Annotated in this window: 16 protein-coding genes; 15 read left to right on the top strand and 1 reads right to left on the bottom strand. The window is 45.3% G+C overall.

Annotated features, from left to right (window positions below):
• Positions 1–273: 273 nt before the first annotated feature.
• The 8 genes from P404_RS0101720 (at position 274) to P404_RS0101685 (ending at position 8,185) form a co-directional block, all read left to right on the top strand.
• Complete coding sequence (locus P404_RS0101720; protein ID WP_026829849.1) at positions 274–1,287, top strand: YpbB family protein; 1,014 nt, start codon at positions 274–276, stop codon at positions 1,285–1,287.
• On the top strand, positions 1,284–2,717 hold the full coding sequence (locus P404_RS0101715; protein ID WP_026829848.1) for a RecQ family ATP-dependent DNA helicase: 1,434 nt from the start codon (positions 1,284–1,286) through the stop codon (positions 2,715–2,717). The genes P404_RS0101720 and P404_RS0101715 overlap by 4 nt, the downstream gene beginning before the upstream one ends.
• Before the next feature lie 33 nt (positions 2,718–2,750).
• Complete coding sequence (locus tag P404_RS0101710) at positions 2,751–2,951, top strand: hypothetical protein (RefSeq protein ID WP_209548317.1); 201 nt, start codon at positions 2,751–2,753, stop codon at positions 2,949–2,951.
• Positions 2,952–3,022: 71 nt separating this feature from the next.
• Complete coding sequence (locus P404_RS0101705) at positions 3,023–3,907, top strand: MerR family transcriptional regulator (protein ID WP_014970627.1); 885 nt, start codon at positions 3,023–3,025, stop codon at positions 3,905–3,907.
• Between the two features lie 59 nt (positions 3,908–3,966).
• On the top strand, positions 3,967–4,557 hold the full coding sequence (locus P404_RS0101700; RefSeq protein WP_014970626.1) for an adaptor protein MecA: 591 nt from the start codon (positions 3,967–3,969) through the stop codon (positions 4,555–4,557).
• A gap of 179 nt (positions 4,558–4,736) precedes the next feature.
• Entirely contained in the window at positions 4,737–5,681 is a 945-nt protein-coding gene (locus tag P404_RS0101695; protein ID WP_014970625.1) for a D-alanine--D-alanine ligase, read from the top strand.
• 134 nt (positions 5,682–5,815) lie between these two features.
• On the top strand, positions 5,816–7,081 hold the full coding sequence (locus P404_RS0101690) for a Glu/Leu/Phe/Val family dehydrogenase (RefSeq protein ID WP_014970624.1): 1,266 nt from the start codon (positions 5,816–5,818) through the stop codon (positions 7,079–7,081).
• 114 nt (positions 7,082–7,195) lie between these two features.
• Positions 7,196–8,185, top strand: a complete 990-nt coding sequence (locus P404_RS0101685) for a YpdA family putative bacillithiol disulfide reductase (RefSeq protein WP_026829847.1) — start codon at positions 7,196–7,198, stop codon at positions 8,183–8,185.
• Positions 8,186–8,259: 74 nt separating this feature from the next.
• Here the strand turns inward: P404_RS0101685 and P404_RS0101680 are convergent, their stop codons facing one another.
• A complete protein-coding gene (locus P404_RS0101680) occupies positions 8,260–9,225 on the bottom strand; it encodes an asparaginase (protein ID WP_014970622.1) in 966 nt (321 codons plus the stop codon).
• A 152-nt stretch (positions 9,226–9,377) separates the two neighbouring features.
• Here P404_RS0101680 and prsW point away from each other — a divergent pair, with 152 nt between their 5' ends.
• The 7 genes from prsW to P404_RS0101645 all read left to right on the top strand — a co-directional run bounded on the left by prsW (position 9,378) and on the right by P404_RS0101645 (position 15,771).
• Entirely contained in the window at positions 9,378–10,037 is a 660-nt protein-coding gene (prsW, locus tag P404_RS0101675; protein WP_026829846.1) for a glutamic-type intramembrane protease PrsW, read from the top strand.
• A gap of 49 nt (positions 10,038–10,086) precedes the next feature.
• Positions 10,087–10,719 (top strand): flagellar brake protein, encoded by a 633-nt coding sequence (locus P404_RS0101670; protein WP_026829845.1) that lies wholly within the window; start codon positions 10,087–10,089, stop codon positions 10,717–10,719.
• A 77-nt stretch (positions 10,720–10,796) separates the two neighbouring features.
• Positions 10,797–11,468: a (d)CMP kinase gene (cmk, locus tag P404_RS0101665; RefSeq protein ID WP_014970619.1), complete on the top strand. Its 672-nt coding sequence runs from the start codon at positions 10,797–10,799 to the stop codon at positions 11,466–11,468.
• A complete protein-coding gene (locus tag P404_RS0101660; protein WP_014970618.1) occupies positions 11,465–12,064 on the top strand; it encodes a lysophospholipid acyltransferase family protein in 600 nt (199 codons plus the stop codon). The genes cmk and P404_RS0101660 overlap by 4 nt, the downstream gene beginning before the upstream one ends.
• 95 nt (positions 12,065–12,159) lie before the next feature.
• Complete coding sequence (gene rpsA / locus P404_RS0101655) at positions 12,160–13,293, top strand: 30S ribosomal protein S1 (protein ID WP_014970617.1); 1,134 nt, start codon at positions 12,160–12,162, stop codon at positions 13,291–13,293.
• A gap of 124 nt (positions 13,294–13,417) precedes the next feature.
• Positions 13,418–14,728 carry a ribosome biogenesis GTPase Der gene (der, locus tag P404_RS0101650; protein ID WP_014970616.1) on the top strand — a complete coding sequence of 437 codons (1,311 nt, stop codon included), beginning with the start codon at positions 13,418–13,420 and terminating at the stop codon, positions 14,726–14,728.
• A gap of 17 nt (positions 14,729–14,745) precedes the next feature.
• Positions 14,746–15,771, top strand: a complete 1,026-nt coding sequence (locus P404_RS0101645; protein ID WP_026829844.1) for an NAD(P)H-dependent glycerol-3-phosphate dehydrogenase — start codon at positions 14,746–14,748, stop codon at positions 15,769–15,771.
• The last annotated feature ends 1 nt before the right edge of the window (position 15,772 follow it).

The raw sequence follows: 15,772 nt of genomic DNA, 5'->3' as shown, positions 1-15,772 counted from the left end.
TCTCTATTCGAAAACATTGGAAACCAACTACTGTTCTCATCTATAAGTTATTGTATCGGACTCATGCACGCTTTTCAATGAAGAAGAGGTAGAAGTATGTGGAGAACTGATTTGGTGAAAGGAAATTGTAGGATTAGTTCTTGTTCATTTTTATTCAAAATGGCGAATTTGTAAGTAGAACTGTAAAATAAAAGTGAATGCACGAAATGTATTTCGATCAAGTAGAAACAAGGTCGGAAGAGCTGTTACTGACTCTAAGAAGGGAGGCTTCATATGGAGCAGACGGTGTTACGACAAGTTGTGATGGAAGCAATCATTCGGTTACGAAACGAACGGACGGATCGGAGTCTATTTCATGTTTTTCAAGGAAAACGATCAGCGACTTCTTTACAGGATGCTCATTTTTATGGATTAGAGTCCGTTTTTGGAATGCTCCCTCTAAAAAAAGAACGGTTTGAACAAGTATTACGAGAACTGGAACAGGCTGGCTGGATTAGGCAGGAACAGTTGTTAATCGTAACTGAATCTGGGAAACGTCAAGTCAGCAACCCGTTTTTATTAGACGAGTTGGGGGGGGAACTGCGCGGATATCCGATTTTATTATGGAAACGAGTCAGTTTGTTGATCCAAACAATCATTTGCCTGGAGCAACAGACTTTTTTTGTCCCCGTCCAACAGGATAGTGGCGTAAAGGAATGGGTTCGAAAACAAGTGAAGCAATTACCAAAACGAGCGATCTGGATGAGGGGAATTCATCAGGAGCTAGAAGTAGCCTTCAGTCAGCTGACGGAACGGGAAGCGACCCTCATCAGTTATCGCCTGTCCGGACAAAAAACAGGATTATCGTTTCCTCAACTCAGTGAACGGTTAGGGACGGATCTGCTTTCACTCCAATTGGAATTCGTGATGGCGTGGCGAAAATGTTTACGTGTATTACCAGAGGCCGGTCTGATTTTATCCTTAGGTGCGGATATCGATCAGTCAAGGATGACCCAGTCAGCAAAAAAAACGTGGGAAATGCTTAAACAAGGGTATACGGTTCAAGAAATTGCGGAACGACGTCGGTTGAAAAAAAGTACGATGGAAGATCATTTAGTGGAAATGGCGATGTATGCTCCGATTTTCCCGATCGATCAGTTTTTATCCGTTGAGGCATACGAAGAAGTAGTGATAGTATCCGATCGTTTGGAAACATTCTCTTTGAAGCGCATCAAACAAGAATTGACACAGGAAATCGATTATTTTCAAATCCGCGTCGCATTAGCAAGGAAGGTGGTCAATCGATGATGGAAAAAATATTAAAAAAGGTTTTTCGATACGATCATTTTCGTGCTGGTCAACAACCCATCATTGAGGCCGTTCTTGCGGGCCAGGATACGGTTGCGATTTTGCCGACTGGCGGGGGGAAATCAGTGTGTTATCAGTTACCGTCGTATCTGCAGCCGGATGGTTTGACATTGATTTTGTCGCCCCTTCTTTCATTGATTGAGGATCAAGTCATGCAAATCAAAAGTCGTGGCGAACGAGCTGTCGCCAAGTTGACGTCGCTTGAGACTCGGGAACAAAAAGAACACATCCTGCACCATCTCGACCGGTTACGTTATTTATACTTGTCACCTGAACAGTTAGTGGTTCCACAAATCAAACGGCGTTTGGCTGAAGTTAAGATCAATCTATTCGTCGTCGATGAAGCACATTGTATCTCGCAGTGGGGACATGAGTTCAGGACGGACTATGCGAAATTAGGCCATGTCCGGCAGCAACTGGGGAATCCGCCGTGTTTGGCCTTGACGGCAACGGCCACACATCAAGTGGAACAAGACATCATAGAAGGACTGGCGTTGCGTCAGCCGACACGAATCCGTCATTCGGTCAATCGTCCGGAAATTCAGCTGATTGTCAAACAGACTGAACAAGCGGATAAAGATCTTGTATTAGAAGAACAGTTAAAAATGGTCGAGCGACCTTGCGTCATCTATACGACGACACGTAAAGAGGCAGAACGCATCGCAAAACTCGTTACGAATGCTGTTTATTACCATGCGGGTCTTGAAGCGGAAGATCGCCAATTGATTCAACAACAATTTCTACATGATGAAATTGACTGCCTCGTTTGTACAAGTGCCTTCGGAATGGGGGTCAATAAAGCGAATGTCCGGACGGTCATTCATTATACGATGCCGGCGACGATTGAAGCTTACATGCAAGAAATCGGACGAGCTGGTCGAGATGGTCAACCATCGACAGCCATCTTGTTGTACGCACCGGGTGACCAGCGTCTGCAACAGTTTTTAGTAGAAAAACAGTATGCACCGTCTTTATGGATTGATCAAGTGGCACGGGGACGTGTCCAGAATGAGTCATTTGAAATAATCGAACGACGTTTTGGTTTAAATGCGGATGATCCGGCGTATCGTTTGCTAAAAACGCAACTGATGGACGGGAAAACGCGTGCCGAGATCATCGACTGGCAAGAAAACCGAAAAAAAATACGTTTACGTGAACTTATGCAAATGATAAATTATATTCAAAATACGTTGTGTCGCCGAAGCTTCATCTTAAACCATTTTGGTGAAGACCCCATTATTCAGGACCGGTGTTGTGACAACTGCGGTACGCTTACGCTAGTCGGACCCATCAGTCATGTCGAGCAAGACCAACTGAACTGGAGACGCCGATTAGAAGAAGTCTTTTTTTCATCCCACCATTCAGTGTAAACTAACAGTATTCCTTATTTTTTAGAAAAGGTGATGAAATTGAGTAAACACGATCAACGAAAAAATCGGCAAGAAGAACAACGGACGACCTTCCCTCCCCGTTCATCAAGAATCGAGCATGTTCGTAACGAACGCTTCAAACAACCATTTGCTAAAAATCGACTTGCAATCACACTGACGGTTCTGATGATTACGATCATCATCGCCTTTGTCTCCATCGGTTTCATGATGTAAGTGCACATTGTGAACGGAGTTTTTTTTCCTTTACGGGTATACTAAAAGGAAGAAGAAAGGAGGCACGGTGCATGGATCGTGGGAAATACAATATCAAAGCAGTTGCTGCATTGGTGGGACTCAATCCGACGACCATTCGTGCTTGGGAACGGCGGTATCAAGTTCTAGATCCAGATCGGAGTGAATCGGGTCATCGTATTTATAGTGATAATGATGTCGCCAAGTTGCGCTGGATCGTCGATAAACAAAAAGAGGGGCTGTCCGTTTCAAAAGCCATTCAATTATATGAAATGCCAGTAAACCGAACGGAAGTCCCAATGGATTACGGAATCGAACTACGTGATCAACTGTTCGAGGCGCTGACGAATTTCGAAGAACGGCATGCCCATGATATCATGAACAAAGCCTTTTCCATGTTTAGCTTTGATAAAGTGATTCAAGACATCGTGGGTCCTTTGTTACATGAAATCGGGACGAAGTGGGAACAAGGGACGATTACGATTGCTCATGAACATTTTGCGACAGCTTTCTTACGGGCTCGTCTCTCTACCTTATCCCTTCAAATGCCGATCAATCCTTTTTTGCCGCGAATCTTATGTGTATGCGCACCGGAGGAGGAACACGAACTCGGCTTGCTCTTTTTTACACTCTTTTTACGGCAGTCCGGATTTGATGTCATTTTTCTTGGCGCAGGAATTCCGGTGCCGGATCTCGTGACAGTGACCAAACAATTGACACCTCGGGCAGTTGTCCTATCCTGTACGGTTTCGGACCATTTAGACGATTTGGATGAAGCAATCGCTGAAATTCAAATCAACGTCCCGCAAACGGAGATTGGTTTAGGTGGCTACGCTGTCGACCAACATCCAGAAAAATACGGGGATCTGTTACTTGGATCGGATGATAGTGCCTGGAAAAGTTGGTTAAGTCGACTCACCCCGACAACTGGTGTATAGTGTGTGACATATCGAACGGAGAGCTTCTGTACTCTGCCGAGTGACTGGAGGAGTCTAAGATGAGGTTTGAACAATTTAAACAAGGGCATTTGCGGGTCTTCGTGTCAAAACAAGAATTAGCGGTGCATGACGTGCGACCAGAAACGTTAGCTGTCGGAAAAGGGCAGGCCTTACTACGAAACTTATTAGAAGAAGCAGAGTCTAATTACGGCTTTCATGCTGTCGGGACGCTTGACTTTTTTGTGACGTTTTTCCCAAACGATGGAATGTTGGTGGATGTCCGGCGCGATGGCGTCATGCCGGAAGAAACATTTGAAGAATTTGATCAAGTGGAGATTCGGATGACGGTTGATATCGTCCATCATGTCTTGTATCAACTTGACAAGTTCGAAGACGTCATCCAGGCTAGCCATGGTCTGGTTCGTCATATCAAGCAAACAGAAACGGGTGGAGCACTCTATTTCTTTGAAGGACGTTATTATCTGTACTTCCAGGAACAAATGAAACAAAAGGTCGAGCAAACCATGACGACGATTTTATCAGAATATGGAACACCAAGTCCGAAAAGTCCCCTTATCATGGCAGAATACGGGAAGGTGATTATGTCAGAAGACGCAATCACGACTATAACAACAACATTTACACCTTGACGTCTGGCACTGATTTTAATCGTGATACCGTCATTGTGTATATAAAAAGTCACTTCACCGAATGGATTCGGGAAGTGACTTTTTATGTGCCTGGACGACCATTGCGACCATTTTGTGTTTTTTCGAATAAAAAGTGGTGGTATGATAAGCATTGAACGTAAGATGAAGGAGTGAACATAATGAAAGTGGCAGTATTGTTTGGCGGAATCTCTGGTGAACGTGAAGTTTCATTAAATAGCGGGAAGTCCGTAATTGAGGCACTAGAAAGCAAAGGGCACGATGTCATAGCCGTCGATTTTCACCCAGAGCGTGCGGAAGACATCTTGAATCTAAGAGTAGAAGTGGCTGTCATCGCACTTCATGGTAAGTTTGGTGAGGACGGTCGTGTTCAAGCGTTACTTGAGATGGCGGGAATTCCGTATACAGGATCTGGTGTGTTGGCTTCAGCACTAGCGATGGACAAAGCACGTTCGAAAGTTCATTTCGAAAAAGCGGGCATCCGGATCGCACGTGATGTATTGATTGAGCGTGGTGACGATATTGAGCAGAAAATCGCTTCGTGGAACGGTCAGTTCCCATGTGTCGTCAAACCAGCACAAGAAGGATCCTCAAATGGCTTGACGATCGCCATGGATGAACAGATGCTTCGTCAAGGAATTGACCTTGCATTTACGGCGGATGAAGCAGTTTTGATTGAACAATTCATCAAGGGTCGTGAAGTGACCGTCCCTGTGCTCGGTACTAAGGGGGAAGAAAAAGCCTTGCCGGTCATCGAAATCATTCCGAAAAATGAATTTTATGATTATGAATCGAAATATGCAATCGGTGGATCGGAACATATTTGTCCGGCACAATTTGACGAAGCGACGACGCAGACGTTACAAGACTGGGCGGTTCTTGCGCATCAAGTACTCGGTTGTGCAGGCTATTCGCGGACGGACTTCCTTGTGCCGGAATCAGGACAACCTGTGATTTTAGAAACGAATACGTTGCCCGGCATGACGGCAACAAGTTTATTCCCAGACGGTGCACGTGCTGTTGGGATCGACTATCCAGAACTCGTGGAGACGTTTATTGAACTGGCAATTTCTCGGCACCAGAGCGGGACTGAGAACAAAAAATAATAGAAATGAAGTAGATGATAGAAAGCGCTTACAAATATAGTGAGAACCCCTTTCATTACGGCTCGGAAAAAGGTATACTTTATCCGAACAAGGAAACGGCATAGGGGATGCCACTTATGGGGAGGAACGTTGGAATGATCACTGACCAACAACACGCAAATCATCGCAAGAATGTACTCGAGGCAACACAGGAAATCGTCAAGGAAGCACTTGAAAAACTTGGTTATCCAGACGAGATGTACGAACTATTAAAAGAACCACTTCGGATGTTGACGGTTCGGATTCCGGTTCGGATGGATGACGGATCGACTAAAATCTTTACGGGTTACCGGGCGCAACACAATGATGCCGTCGGTCCAACAAAGGGTGGAATCCGTTTTCATCCAAACGTAACAGAAGTCGAAGTCAAAGCATTGTCTGTCTGGATGAGTTTAAAAGCAGGAATCGTCGATTTACCGTATGGTGGTGGTAAGGGTGGTATCATTTGTGATCCACGTGAGATGAGTTTCCGTGAGATTGAACGATTGAGTCGTGGATACGTCCGGGCAATCAGTCAAATCGTTGGTCCAACAAAAGATATTCCGGCACCAGATGTCTTTACGAACTCACAAATCATGGCTTGGATGATGGATGAATATAGCCGCATTGATGAATTCAATTCGCCAGGCTTCATCACAGGGAAACCACTTGTCCTTGGGGGTTCACATGGTCGAGAGACAGCGACAGCAAAAGGTGTCGCAATCATGATCCGAGAAGCAGCAGCGAAAAAAGGAATCACGCTAGAAGGGGCACGCGTCGTCGTGCAAGGATTCGGGAACGCGGGTAGCTTCTTATCAAAGTTCATGCATGATCTAGGTGCAAAAGTCATTGGCATCAGTGATGCGTATGGAGCGTTACATGATCCGAATGGTTTAGACATTCCATATCTACTCGATCGCCGTGACTCATTTGGGACGGTTACGACGCTCTTTAAGAATACGATTTCGAATAAAGAATTGTTAGAACTCGAATGTGATATTCTTGTCCCGGCTGCCATCGAAAATCAAATTACAGAAGACAATGCCCATGACATCAAAGCAAGTATCGTCGTTGAAGCGGCGAACGGACCTACGACCAATGAAGCGACAAAGATTCTAGCGGAACGGGACATCTTGATTGTCCCAGACGTGCTCGCATCGAGTGGTGGCGTGACCGTTTCATACTTCGAATGGGTACAAAATAATCAAGGGTACTATTGGACCGAGGAAGAAGTCCATGAAAAGTTAGAAAAAGTACTCGTGAATTCCTTTAATCAAGTCTATCAAACCGCTCAGACCCGCAATGTAGATATGCGACTAGCTGCTTATATGGTAGGTGTTCGCAAAATGGCGGAAGCGTCACGTTTCCGTGGTTGGGTCTAACTTCATCGCAGCTCACTTCGTTTAGGAGTGGGCTTTTTTTATGGGTTATTTCTTTCTTCGACTAGAAAGATTTGCTAAGATGGTAAAAAAGCAAGTGGAAGAGGCGAAAGAAATATGTTGGATTGTATCATTATCGGTGCAGGCCCTTGTGGGTTATCGGCTGCGATCGAAATGCAAGATCGTGGCCTATCCGTTGAAGTGATCGAAAAAGGAAACATCGTAGAGGCCATCTATCAATACCCGACCCATCAAACCTTTTTTTCGAGTAGTGAAAAACTAGAAATCGGTGGAGTTCCTTTTATCAATAAAGAATTAAAGCCAAGACGTCAAGATGCGCTCGTCTATTACCGTGAAGTCGTCCGGCGTAAAGGGATTACCATTCGACCATTTGAGACGGTTCAACAGATTCACCGAATCGAAGAGGGCTTCGAAGTGATTTCGTTACGTGGCGAACAAACGATGGCGCGAACGGCACACGCAGTTGTTCTTGCGACCGGCTACTATGGGCTACCGAATAAGATGGATGTCCCAGGGGAAGACTTGCCACACGTCTTCCATTACTTCAAAGAAGGACATCCATTTTATGGACAGGACGTCGTTGTGATCGGTGGGAAAAATTCCAGCGTCGATGCAGCGATCGAGCTAGAAAAAGCCGGTGCCCGTGTGACGATGCTTTATCGAGGCGCGAATTATAGTCCTTCGATTAAGCCATGGGTGCTTCCGAACTTCGAATCACTCGTGCGGGCAGAAAAAGTAAAGATGATTTTTGATGCGACGATCAAAGAGATTACACCGACAGATGTCGTTTATTCGGTCGATGGAAAATCTGTAGCTGTACCCGCAGATTTCGTATTTGCGATGACAGGCTATACACCAGATATCGGATTGTTTGCCGATGCAGGGGTCGCCCTTGATCCGGAGACCGGGATTCCGACCTATGACGAAGAGACGATGGAGTCGAATGTTACAGGTATCTATATTGCGGGAGTCGTTGCAGCAGGATACGATGCCAACAAAATCTTTATCGAAAATGGTCGGTTCCACGGAGAGCTGATCGCGACGAATTTAGTCGGTCGCCTTGAACGCATGACGGCACGTCCGTAACTACAAAAAAGGAGCAACATCCAGTCGATCCGGATGTTGCTCCTTTTTCATGTGGATAGGATAACGAACGAGATTTATTCTACTTGAAAAGAGTGTTCGAGATCTTGATGGGTGGCTTCGATTTCTAACTCGATCATTAACTTGAGGCGTGCTTTTTGTGAGTTTAGTCCGTTTGAGAAAATTAATCCAAGTTCTTTAAGTTGTTGTCCGCCCCCTACATAACCATAGACATCTTGGACGATTCCATTAAAGCAGCGGCTGACAATGACAATTGGCATTTGTTCGGTCAGTGTCCGAATCGCTTCGACTAACCCAGGTGGGACATTTCCTTGACCCAGTACTTCTAAGACAAGACCATCGTACCCGAGTTCACCAACAGCGAGCAGTAAATCAGGCTCCATTCCCGCATATACCTTTAAGACAGCGACTCGTTTGCTTAATTCTCTGACCATATGCGTTGGTTTTAGAAGTGGTGTATTAAATAAGTACACGTGGTCTTTTGTGACCATGCCTAAGTTTCCGAAGTGGACGGATTTAAAGGTGTCGACAGAAGACGTATGGGTTTTCGTGACGTTGAAAGCAGAGTGGATTTCTCCGTTGAAGACAACGAGTACACCTTTGCCCTTGGCGGCATCACTGACAGCAACGCGCAAAGCCGTAATCAAGTTGAATTCACCATCTGAGCCGACTTCGTTCGACGACCGCATCGCTCCGGTCAGAACAATCGGAATCGGTGCACCGATCGTCAGCTGAAGAAAATACGCCGTTTCCTCCAAGGTATCCGTTCCGTGTGTAATGACGACACCGTCATACCCGGACTGGAGTTCTTCCTTGATGAAGTGAGCAAGTCGTAACATGATATCCGGTGTGATGTGCGGAGACGGTAGATTGGCAAAGTGGCGTGTCGTGATGTCGGCGATATCCGTCGCACGTGGTAATGAGGCATCAAGTGGATTAATATCGTTTGGTAAAACATGGCCGGAGTGATTTTGAGCCATCGCAATGGTTCCTCCGGTATGAATCAAAAGTAGTTTTTTCATATACGTGTTGTCGTTGAGTAACAGACAACGTTCACCTTCTTTCCTGTCTTTTTCATTAACATTGTATCCTTTTTTTGAAGAGATACAACGGGTGCGGTTTTCTTTTTCTGCAGAAACCTTTATTCTAAAAGAATAGGAAGGGGGGAGGAGACGTGTTGCCAATCGTTTTCTCAGGAATTGCCCCAGGAATTGCGTTATTGACATACTTTTACTTACGACATGAACATGAATCAGAACCCGTTGGTTACATCCTACGTAGTTTTATTTTCGGGATACTGCTTGTATTTCCTTTAATGTTCGTCGATTACATCATTCAAAGTGAATTCGGAGGACCGGAGTCTATCCAATTGATTCGTTCGGCCGTGACTGAAGAGTTCGCGAAATGGTTTGTTGTTTTTTATACGGTTTATATCCATCAACGCTTTAATGATTATTATGATGGGATTATTTATGCGGTAGCCTGTTCGTTAGGATTTGCGACACTCGAAAATATTTTATATTTGATGGTCAATGGAACGGTGGAACATATGATTTTCCGTGCGTTATTGCCGGTCTCAGGACACGCTTTATTTGCTGTCATCATGGGTTTTTTTATGGGGAAGGCTAAATTTTCAACGCATCCATATCGCTGGTTGAGTTTATCGATCATCGTCCCGATAATTGCGCACACGATCTTTAATTTGTTAATATTGGAAAATGGTGGTATTTCGTTCGTGCCGATTTTGTTTATGATCATCTTGTGGATTGTCGGCCTGTATCAAATTCGAAGTGCTAACCGTTTGAATCAACGTTATAACAGAAAAAGTAATTGAATAGAACGGACTGGGAGAGAGTGACATGATACAAACTGGGGACTTAGTAATGTTAACGAATCAAGAAGATCGTCAAGGGCGGACGAAAGTGACGGCAGTGACAAATCGACTGATCTGGATCGAAGCACCAAGTGAAGTGGCGACGTTAAAAACGTTCATTCTATCAGATCACGAACAAGTTGGCTTTTACTTTTTTAAAGAAAAAGGAAAGCTCTATGGATTTGAGACGGAAGTCGTCGAACGTCAAAATGATCCTTTACGTGGTCAACGGTATGCGTTGAGGCGTCCAAAAGAAGAATTGGTTCAACGTGTTCAGCGGCGGCAGTTCGTCCGCGTACCACAATTGCTGGATGTAGCCGTACATCCACATAAAAACAACTTTGAACCGTTCACTTCTGTGACACTCGATTTATCAGCAGGGGGAATCTTAGTACTCGCGAGTCAGATTCCGATTAAGGTTAAAGAGGAACTGGAACTAACATTTTTATTGCCGACGGGTGATGGAACGACGCATACGGTGGATGTCTTAGCCGAGTTAGTGCGAGTCGACCCGAGAGAAACGCGTTATGAACTCGCGTTTCAATTCACACGGATTAATGATCGGAGTCGTGAACTTGTCTTACGGCATTGTTATCAAACCCAGATGAAAAATTCTCGACGGGGAACGAATCCATTCACGTGAGTACAAATTTTTGCTATGATAACGGTCGATACTATACACCATATGAGATGGTGAACACGGAAGGAACGAAATCATTCATGAATAACATTCAAATTGCCTTAGACGGACCTGCGGGTGCCGGGAAAAGCACGATCGCAAAACAATTGGCGGCACATCTTGATTATGTCTATATCGATACAGGGGCGATGTATCGTGCAGTCACGCTCGCTGCATTAGAACAAGGTCTTAATTTAGAAGATGGACAGGTGCTTGGGGAATTGATGCAATCACTTGATATCCGTCTGACGCCTGGCGATCAGGGACAACGTGTATTCATCGGCGACCGTGAAGTCACAGAAGCGATTCGAACAAATGAAGTGACGAATAATGTGTCGTTCGTTGCGCGTCAAGCAGAAGTGCGTTCTGCACTCGTCATTGCGCAACGTAAACTCGCAGAACATGGTGGTATCGTCATGGACGGTCGTGACATCGGAACAGTTGTCTTGCCGGATGCAGAATTAAAAGTCTTTTTGACAGCATCGGTTGAAGAACGGGCGAGTCGACGACATCGAGAAAACATGTCTCGCGGAATCGACAGCGATTTGAGTTCGCTTCAGGCGGAAATCGCCTTACGCGATAAACGGGATAGTGAACGAACGGTTTCTCCCCTTAAGCAAGCGGATGACGCGATTTATCTTGATACGACAGAATTGAACATCGATCAAGTCGTAGCGCGCCTGACGGAACTCGCAGAAGGTGTCCTCAAATGAAACGGAACGAGTTTGTTTATCGTTTAGCACGGTTTATCGTCTTGATCATCGCCAAAACTGTTTTTCGTTTAAAGGTTACGGGAAAAGAAAACATTCCGACAGAAGGATCGTTACTTGTCTGTGCCAATCACAGTTCGAACTGGGACCCGGTTTTTTTAGTCAGTGCGATTCCGACAAGTCGGTCGGTTCGTTACATGGCGAAAGAGGAGTTATTTCGTGTGCCCGTCCTTAAACAAATCATGATTTCCGCCGGGACGTATCCAGTCGGACGTGGACAAGGCGACCGACAAGCGTTAAAACGGACGATTGAATTGTTGAATACGGATGAGACGGTCGGAATCTTCCCGGAAGGAACACGTTCTGCGCCTGGTGAATTTACATCTGCACAACCAGGTGTTGGCTTTTTTGCTTTACGTTCACCGGCACAGATTTTACCGATTGCGATCATCGGAGATTATCGCCTGTTTCGGCAGATGCGAGTTGTTGTCGGAAAACCTGTCGATATTTCGGATTTAAGAGATCAGCGTGGCGCGGCGAAGGCGATTTCGGAGCGGATTTTGGACGAAATCAAAACCGTCTACTTCAATCATGCGTAATGCCTTGACAAATAGTCAGAATTGTAAGAAGTTAGAAGAAGGATAAACGTATATTAATACGTTTCTTGTACTCATCGTGAGGAGGTTGTGTTGGAATGGTCGAAGAAATGAAAGATATGCCTGATTTTGAAATTCATCGGGACCAGGTAGTAACCGGAATGGTCGTGAAGATTGAAGACAAGCAAGCACTCATTGATATCGGATATAAGACAGAAGCAATCCTGCCGATTAGCGAAGTTTCGAGTCTCCATTTGGATGACATTCGAGGGGTTTTAAAAGTCGGTGATGAACTACAAGTAAAAGTGAAGAAAATTACAGATGAGGAAGTCGTAGTCTCAAAACGTGAAGTCGATGCCTTACAGGCATGGGGGAAAGTCGAAGCGAAGTACGAATCGGGTGAAATCTTTGAAGTTGTCGTCAAAGACATCGTCAAAGGTGGACTCGTCGTCGATATCGGCGTTCGTGGATTCATTCCTGCATCACTGGTTGAACGGCATTACGTCGAAGATTTCTCTGATTATATCGGTCGTTCGATTGAGGTGAAAGTCGTCGAGTTGGACCAAGAAAAAAACCGTGTGATCCTTTCGCATAAAGCCGTAGTTGAAGGTGAACTGAATGCGAAGAAAAAAGAAACACTCGAACAGCTTGAAGTGGGTCAAATCTTAGAGGGAACAGTCCAGCGTTTAACTGATTTTGGTGCTTTCGTTGACATCGGCGGTGTCGATGGACTGGTTCATATTTCGGAAATGGCGCATCATCGGGTCGAACGTCCGTCTGACATCGTGACAGAAGGGCAAAAGATCGACGTGAAAGTATTAGGTGTCGATCGAGATACAGAAAAAGTCAAGTTATCGATCAAGGAAACACAACCCGGTCCGTGGAAACAAATGGAAGGGAAGATCGAAGCCGGTGATATCGTCAAAGGACGCGTCCGGCGAATCGTACAATTCGGAGCTTTTGTCGAATTAGCACCACAAGTTGAAGGGTTATTGCACATTTCTCAAATCGCGAATCGGCATATCGGCTCGCCGTCAGAAGTACTCGAAGAAGGTCAAGAAATTGAGGCGAAGGTTCTCGAAGTGCACTTAGCAGAACATAAGATTTCTCTTTCGACACGTGTTTTGGAGCAAGAAGAATCGGAAGAGGATGATTATTCGCAGTACACGGATCAAAATGAAGGATTTTCGGTAGCGGATCTGTCGGACAAAGAGTCGGATTCAAAAGAATAAGTGAATGGAAGTGGACACAAATTGTGTCCACTTTTTTTATGTTACGGATTGATATGGTATAAAACCGCTTGATTTGATACAATAGAACGGCTATGAAGCGAGAGAAGAGAAAGAAGGTGTTGGGATGGCAATTCCAGTAGTGGCGATCGTAGGTCGCCCAAATATCGGAAAGTCGACGATTTTTAACCGGGTGATTGGAGATCGGGTTTCGATCGTAGAAGACAAGCCAGGCGTTACCCGCGACCGTATATACGGAACTGGAGAATGGCTGAATCGTCATTTTCATTTGATTGATACAGGTGGAATCGAAGTCGGGGATGAGCCCCTACTTCAAATGATGCGTCATCAGGCGGAGCTCGCCATTGATGAAGCAGATGTGATTATTTTTATGGTGAATGGACGCGAAGGGATTACATCAGCTGATGAAGAAGTCGCTAACATGTTATTCCGTTCGAATAAACCAGTCGTCATCGCGGTCAACAAAGTCGATAACTTTGAGATGCGTGATTTAATGTATGAGTTCTACTCATTAGGATTCGGCGATTTATATCCGATTTCCGGGACACATGGTCTAGGACTCGGCGATATGCTCGATCGTGTACTTGAGCTTGCACCGGATAAAGAAGAAATCGAATACGATGAAAATACGATCAAGTTCGCGTTGGTCGGACGCCCGAACGTCGGGAAATCGAGTATGACGAATTCCATCCTCGGTGAAGAGCGCGTCATCGTCTCAAGTGTCGCAGGTACGACACGTGATGCGATTGATACACCGTTCTCACGTGATGAGCAAGAATACGTCATCATTGATACGGCAGGTATGCGTAAACGCGGAAAAGTCTATGAATCAACAGAACGATTCAGCGTGATGCGTGCGCAAAAAGCCATCGAACGGGCAGACGTCGTTTGTGTCGTCTTAGATGGTGAAGAAGGAATCATCGAGCAAGATAAGAAAGTTGCCGGTTATGCCCATGAAGCGGGTCGTGCCATCGTGATCGTCGTTAATAAATGGGATGCCGTCGAAAAAGATGACAAGACGATGAAAAAAATGGAAGAGGAAATTCGCGAAGAGTTTCGTTTCCTTGATTATGCACCAATCGTTTTTGTTTCAGCGAAAACAAAACGTCGCTTGCAAACATTACTTCCCGTCATCAAACAAGCAGCCAAAAGTCATGCGCAGCGCATTCAGACAAGCGTCTTAAACGATGTCATCGTCGATGCTGTCGCGATGAACCCAGCACCAACCGATAAAGGGGTTCGTCTTCGCATCAACTATGTGACGCAAGTAGCTTCACGTCCGCCGACGTTCGTCTTGTTCGTCAATGATCCTGAATTGTTACACTTCTCGTATAAACGGTATCTAGATAACCGAATTCGCGAAGCCTTTGATTTTACAGGAACACCGATTCGGATTCTGGCACGTCAAAAACAATAAGGACAAGGTGAATCATGATGAAAAAAATCGCAGTCATTGGAGCCGGGAGTTGGGGAACTGCTCTTTCGCTCGTTTTAGCAGATAACGGTCATGAGGTCGTCCTGTATGGCCGGGATCAAAAAAATGTTGATGCCATTAATCAAAATCATGAAAATACGCAGTTCTTACCGGGTGTGACATTGCCACAATCACTTCGGGCAACAACGGTTTTAAAAGAAGCAGTGACAGGTGTCTCGCATATTTTAGTTGTGACACCGTCTTCTGCGATCCGTTCTGTATCACGTCAGTTAAACGCCTTATTGACGGATCCCGTCGTACTGATCCATGCCTCAAAAGGAATTGAACCGAAAACCCATTTACGGTTGTCTGAGTTGATGGAACAAGAAATTGATCCATCAAAACGTTCGGCAATCTGTGTGTTGACCGGTCCTTCGCATGCGGAGGAAGTGGCATTACGAAAACCGACGACTGTCACTGTTGCTTCGACGGACATGGAAGAAGCCGGACGTGTACAGGAATTGTTCATGAATGAAAATTTCCGTGTGTATTTGAATGCGGATATCATCGGAGCAGAACTCGGTGGTGCCTTTAAAAACATCATTGCCTTAGCGGCAGGAATGGCAGATGGTCTTGGATACGGTGATAATGCGAAAGCCGCGTTGATTACACGTGGTATGGTGGAAATCGCCCGACTGGGCACATTATTTGGTGCCAATCCGATGACGTTCACCGGTCTGACTGGAATGGGTGACTTGATTGTCACGTGTACCTCTGTCCATAGTCGAAACTGGCGGGCGGGAAATGCGATTGGTCGTGGGGAAAAACTCGAAACCGTCCTTGAAAACATGGGGATGGTCGTTGAAGGTGTCCGTGCGACACAGGCAGCCTATGACTTAGCAGAAACGAAACAGTGTGAGCTACCGATTACGACAGCACTTTATCATGTCTTGTTTGACGGACATACTCCGGCAGAAGAAGTACAGAAATTGATGCGTCGTCCACAAAAAAATGAGATTGAACATCTGTTTACGATGAAAGATTAAC

This window comes from Exiguobacterium antarcticum DSM 14480 (genome assembly GCF_000685865.1).
Classification (GTDB): Bacteria; Bacillota; Bacilli; order Exiguobacteriales; family Exiguobacteriaceae; genus Exiguobacterium_A; species Exiguobacterium_A antarcticum.
The sequence above is the reverse complement of the archived record's forward strand: the minus strand, read 5'-3'. Positions and strand labels throughout refer to the sequence as shown.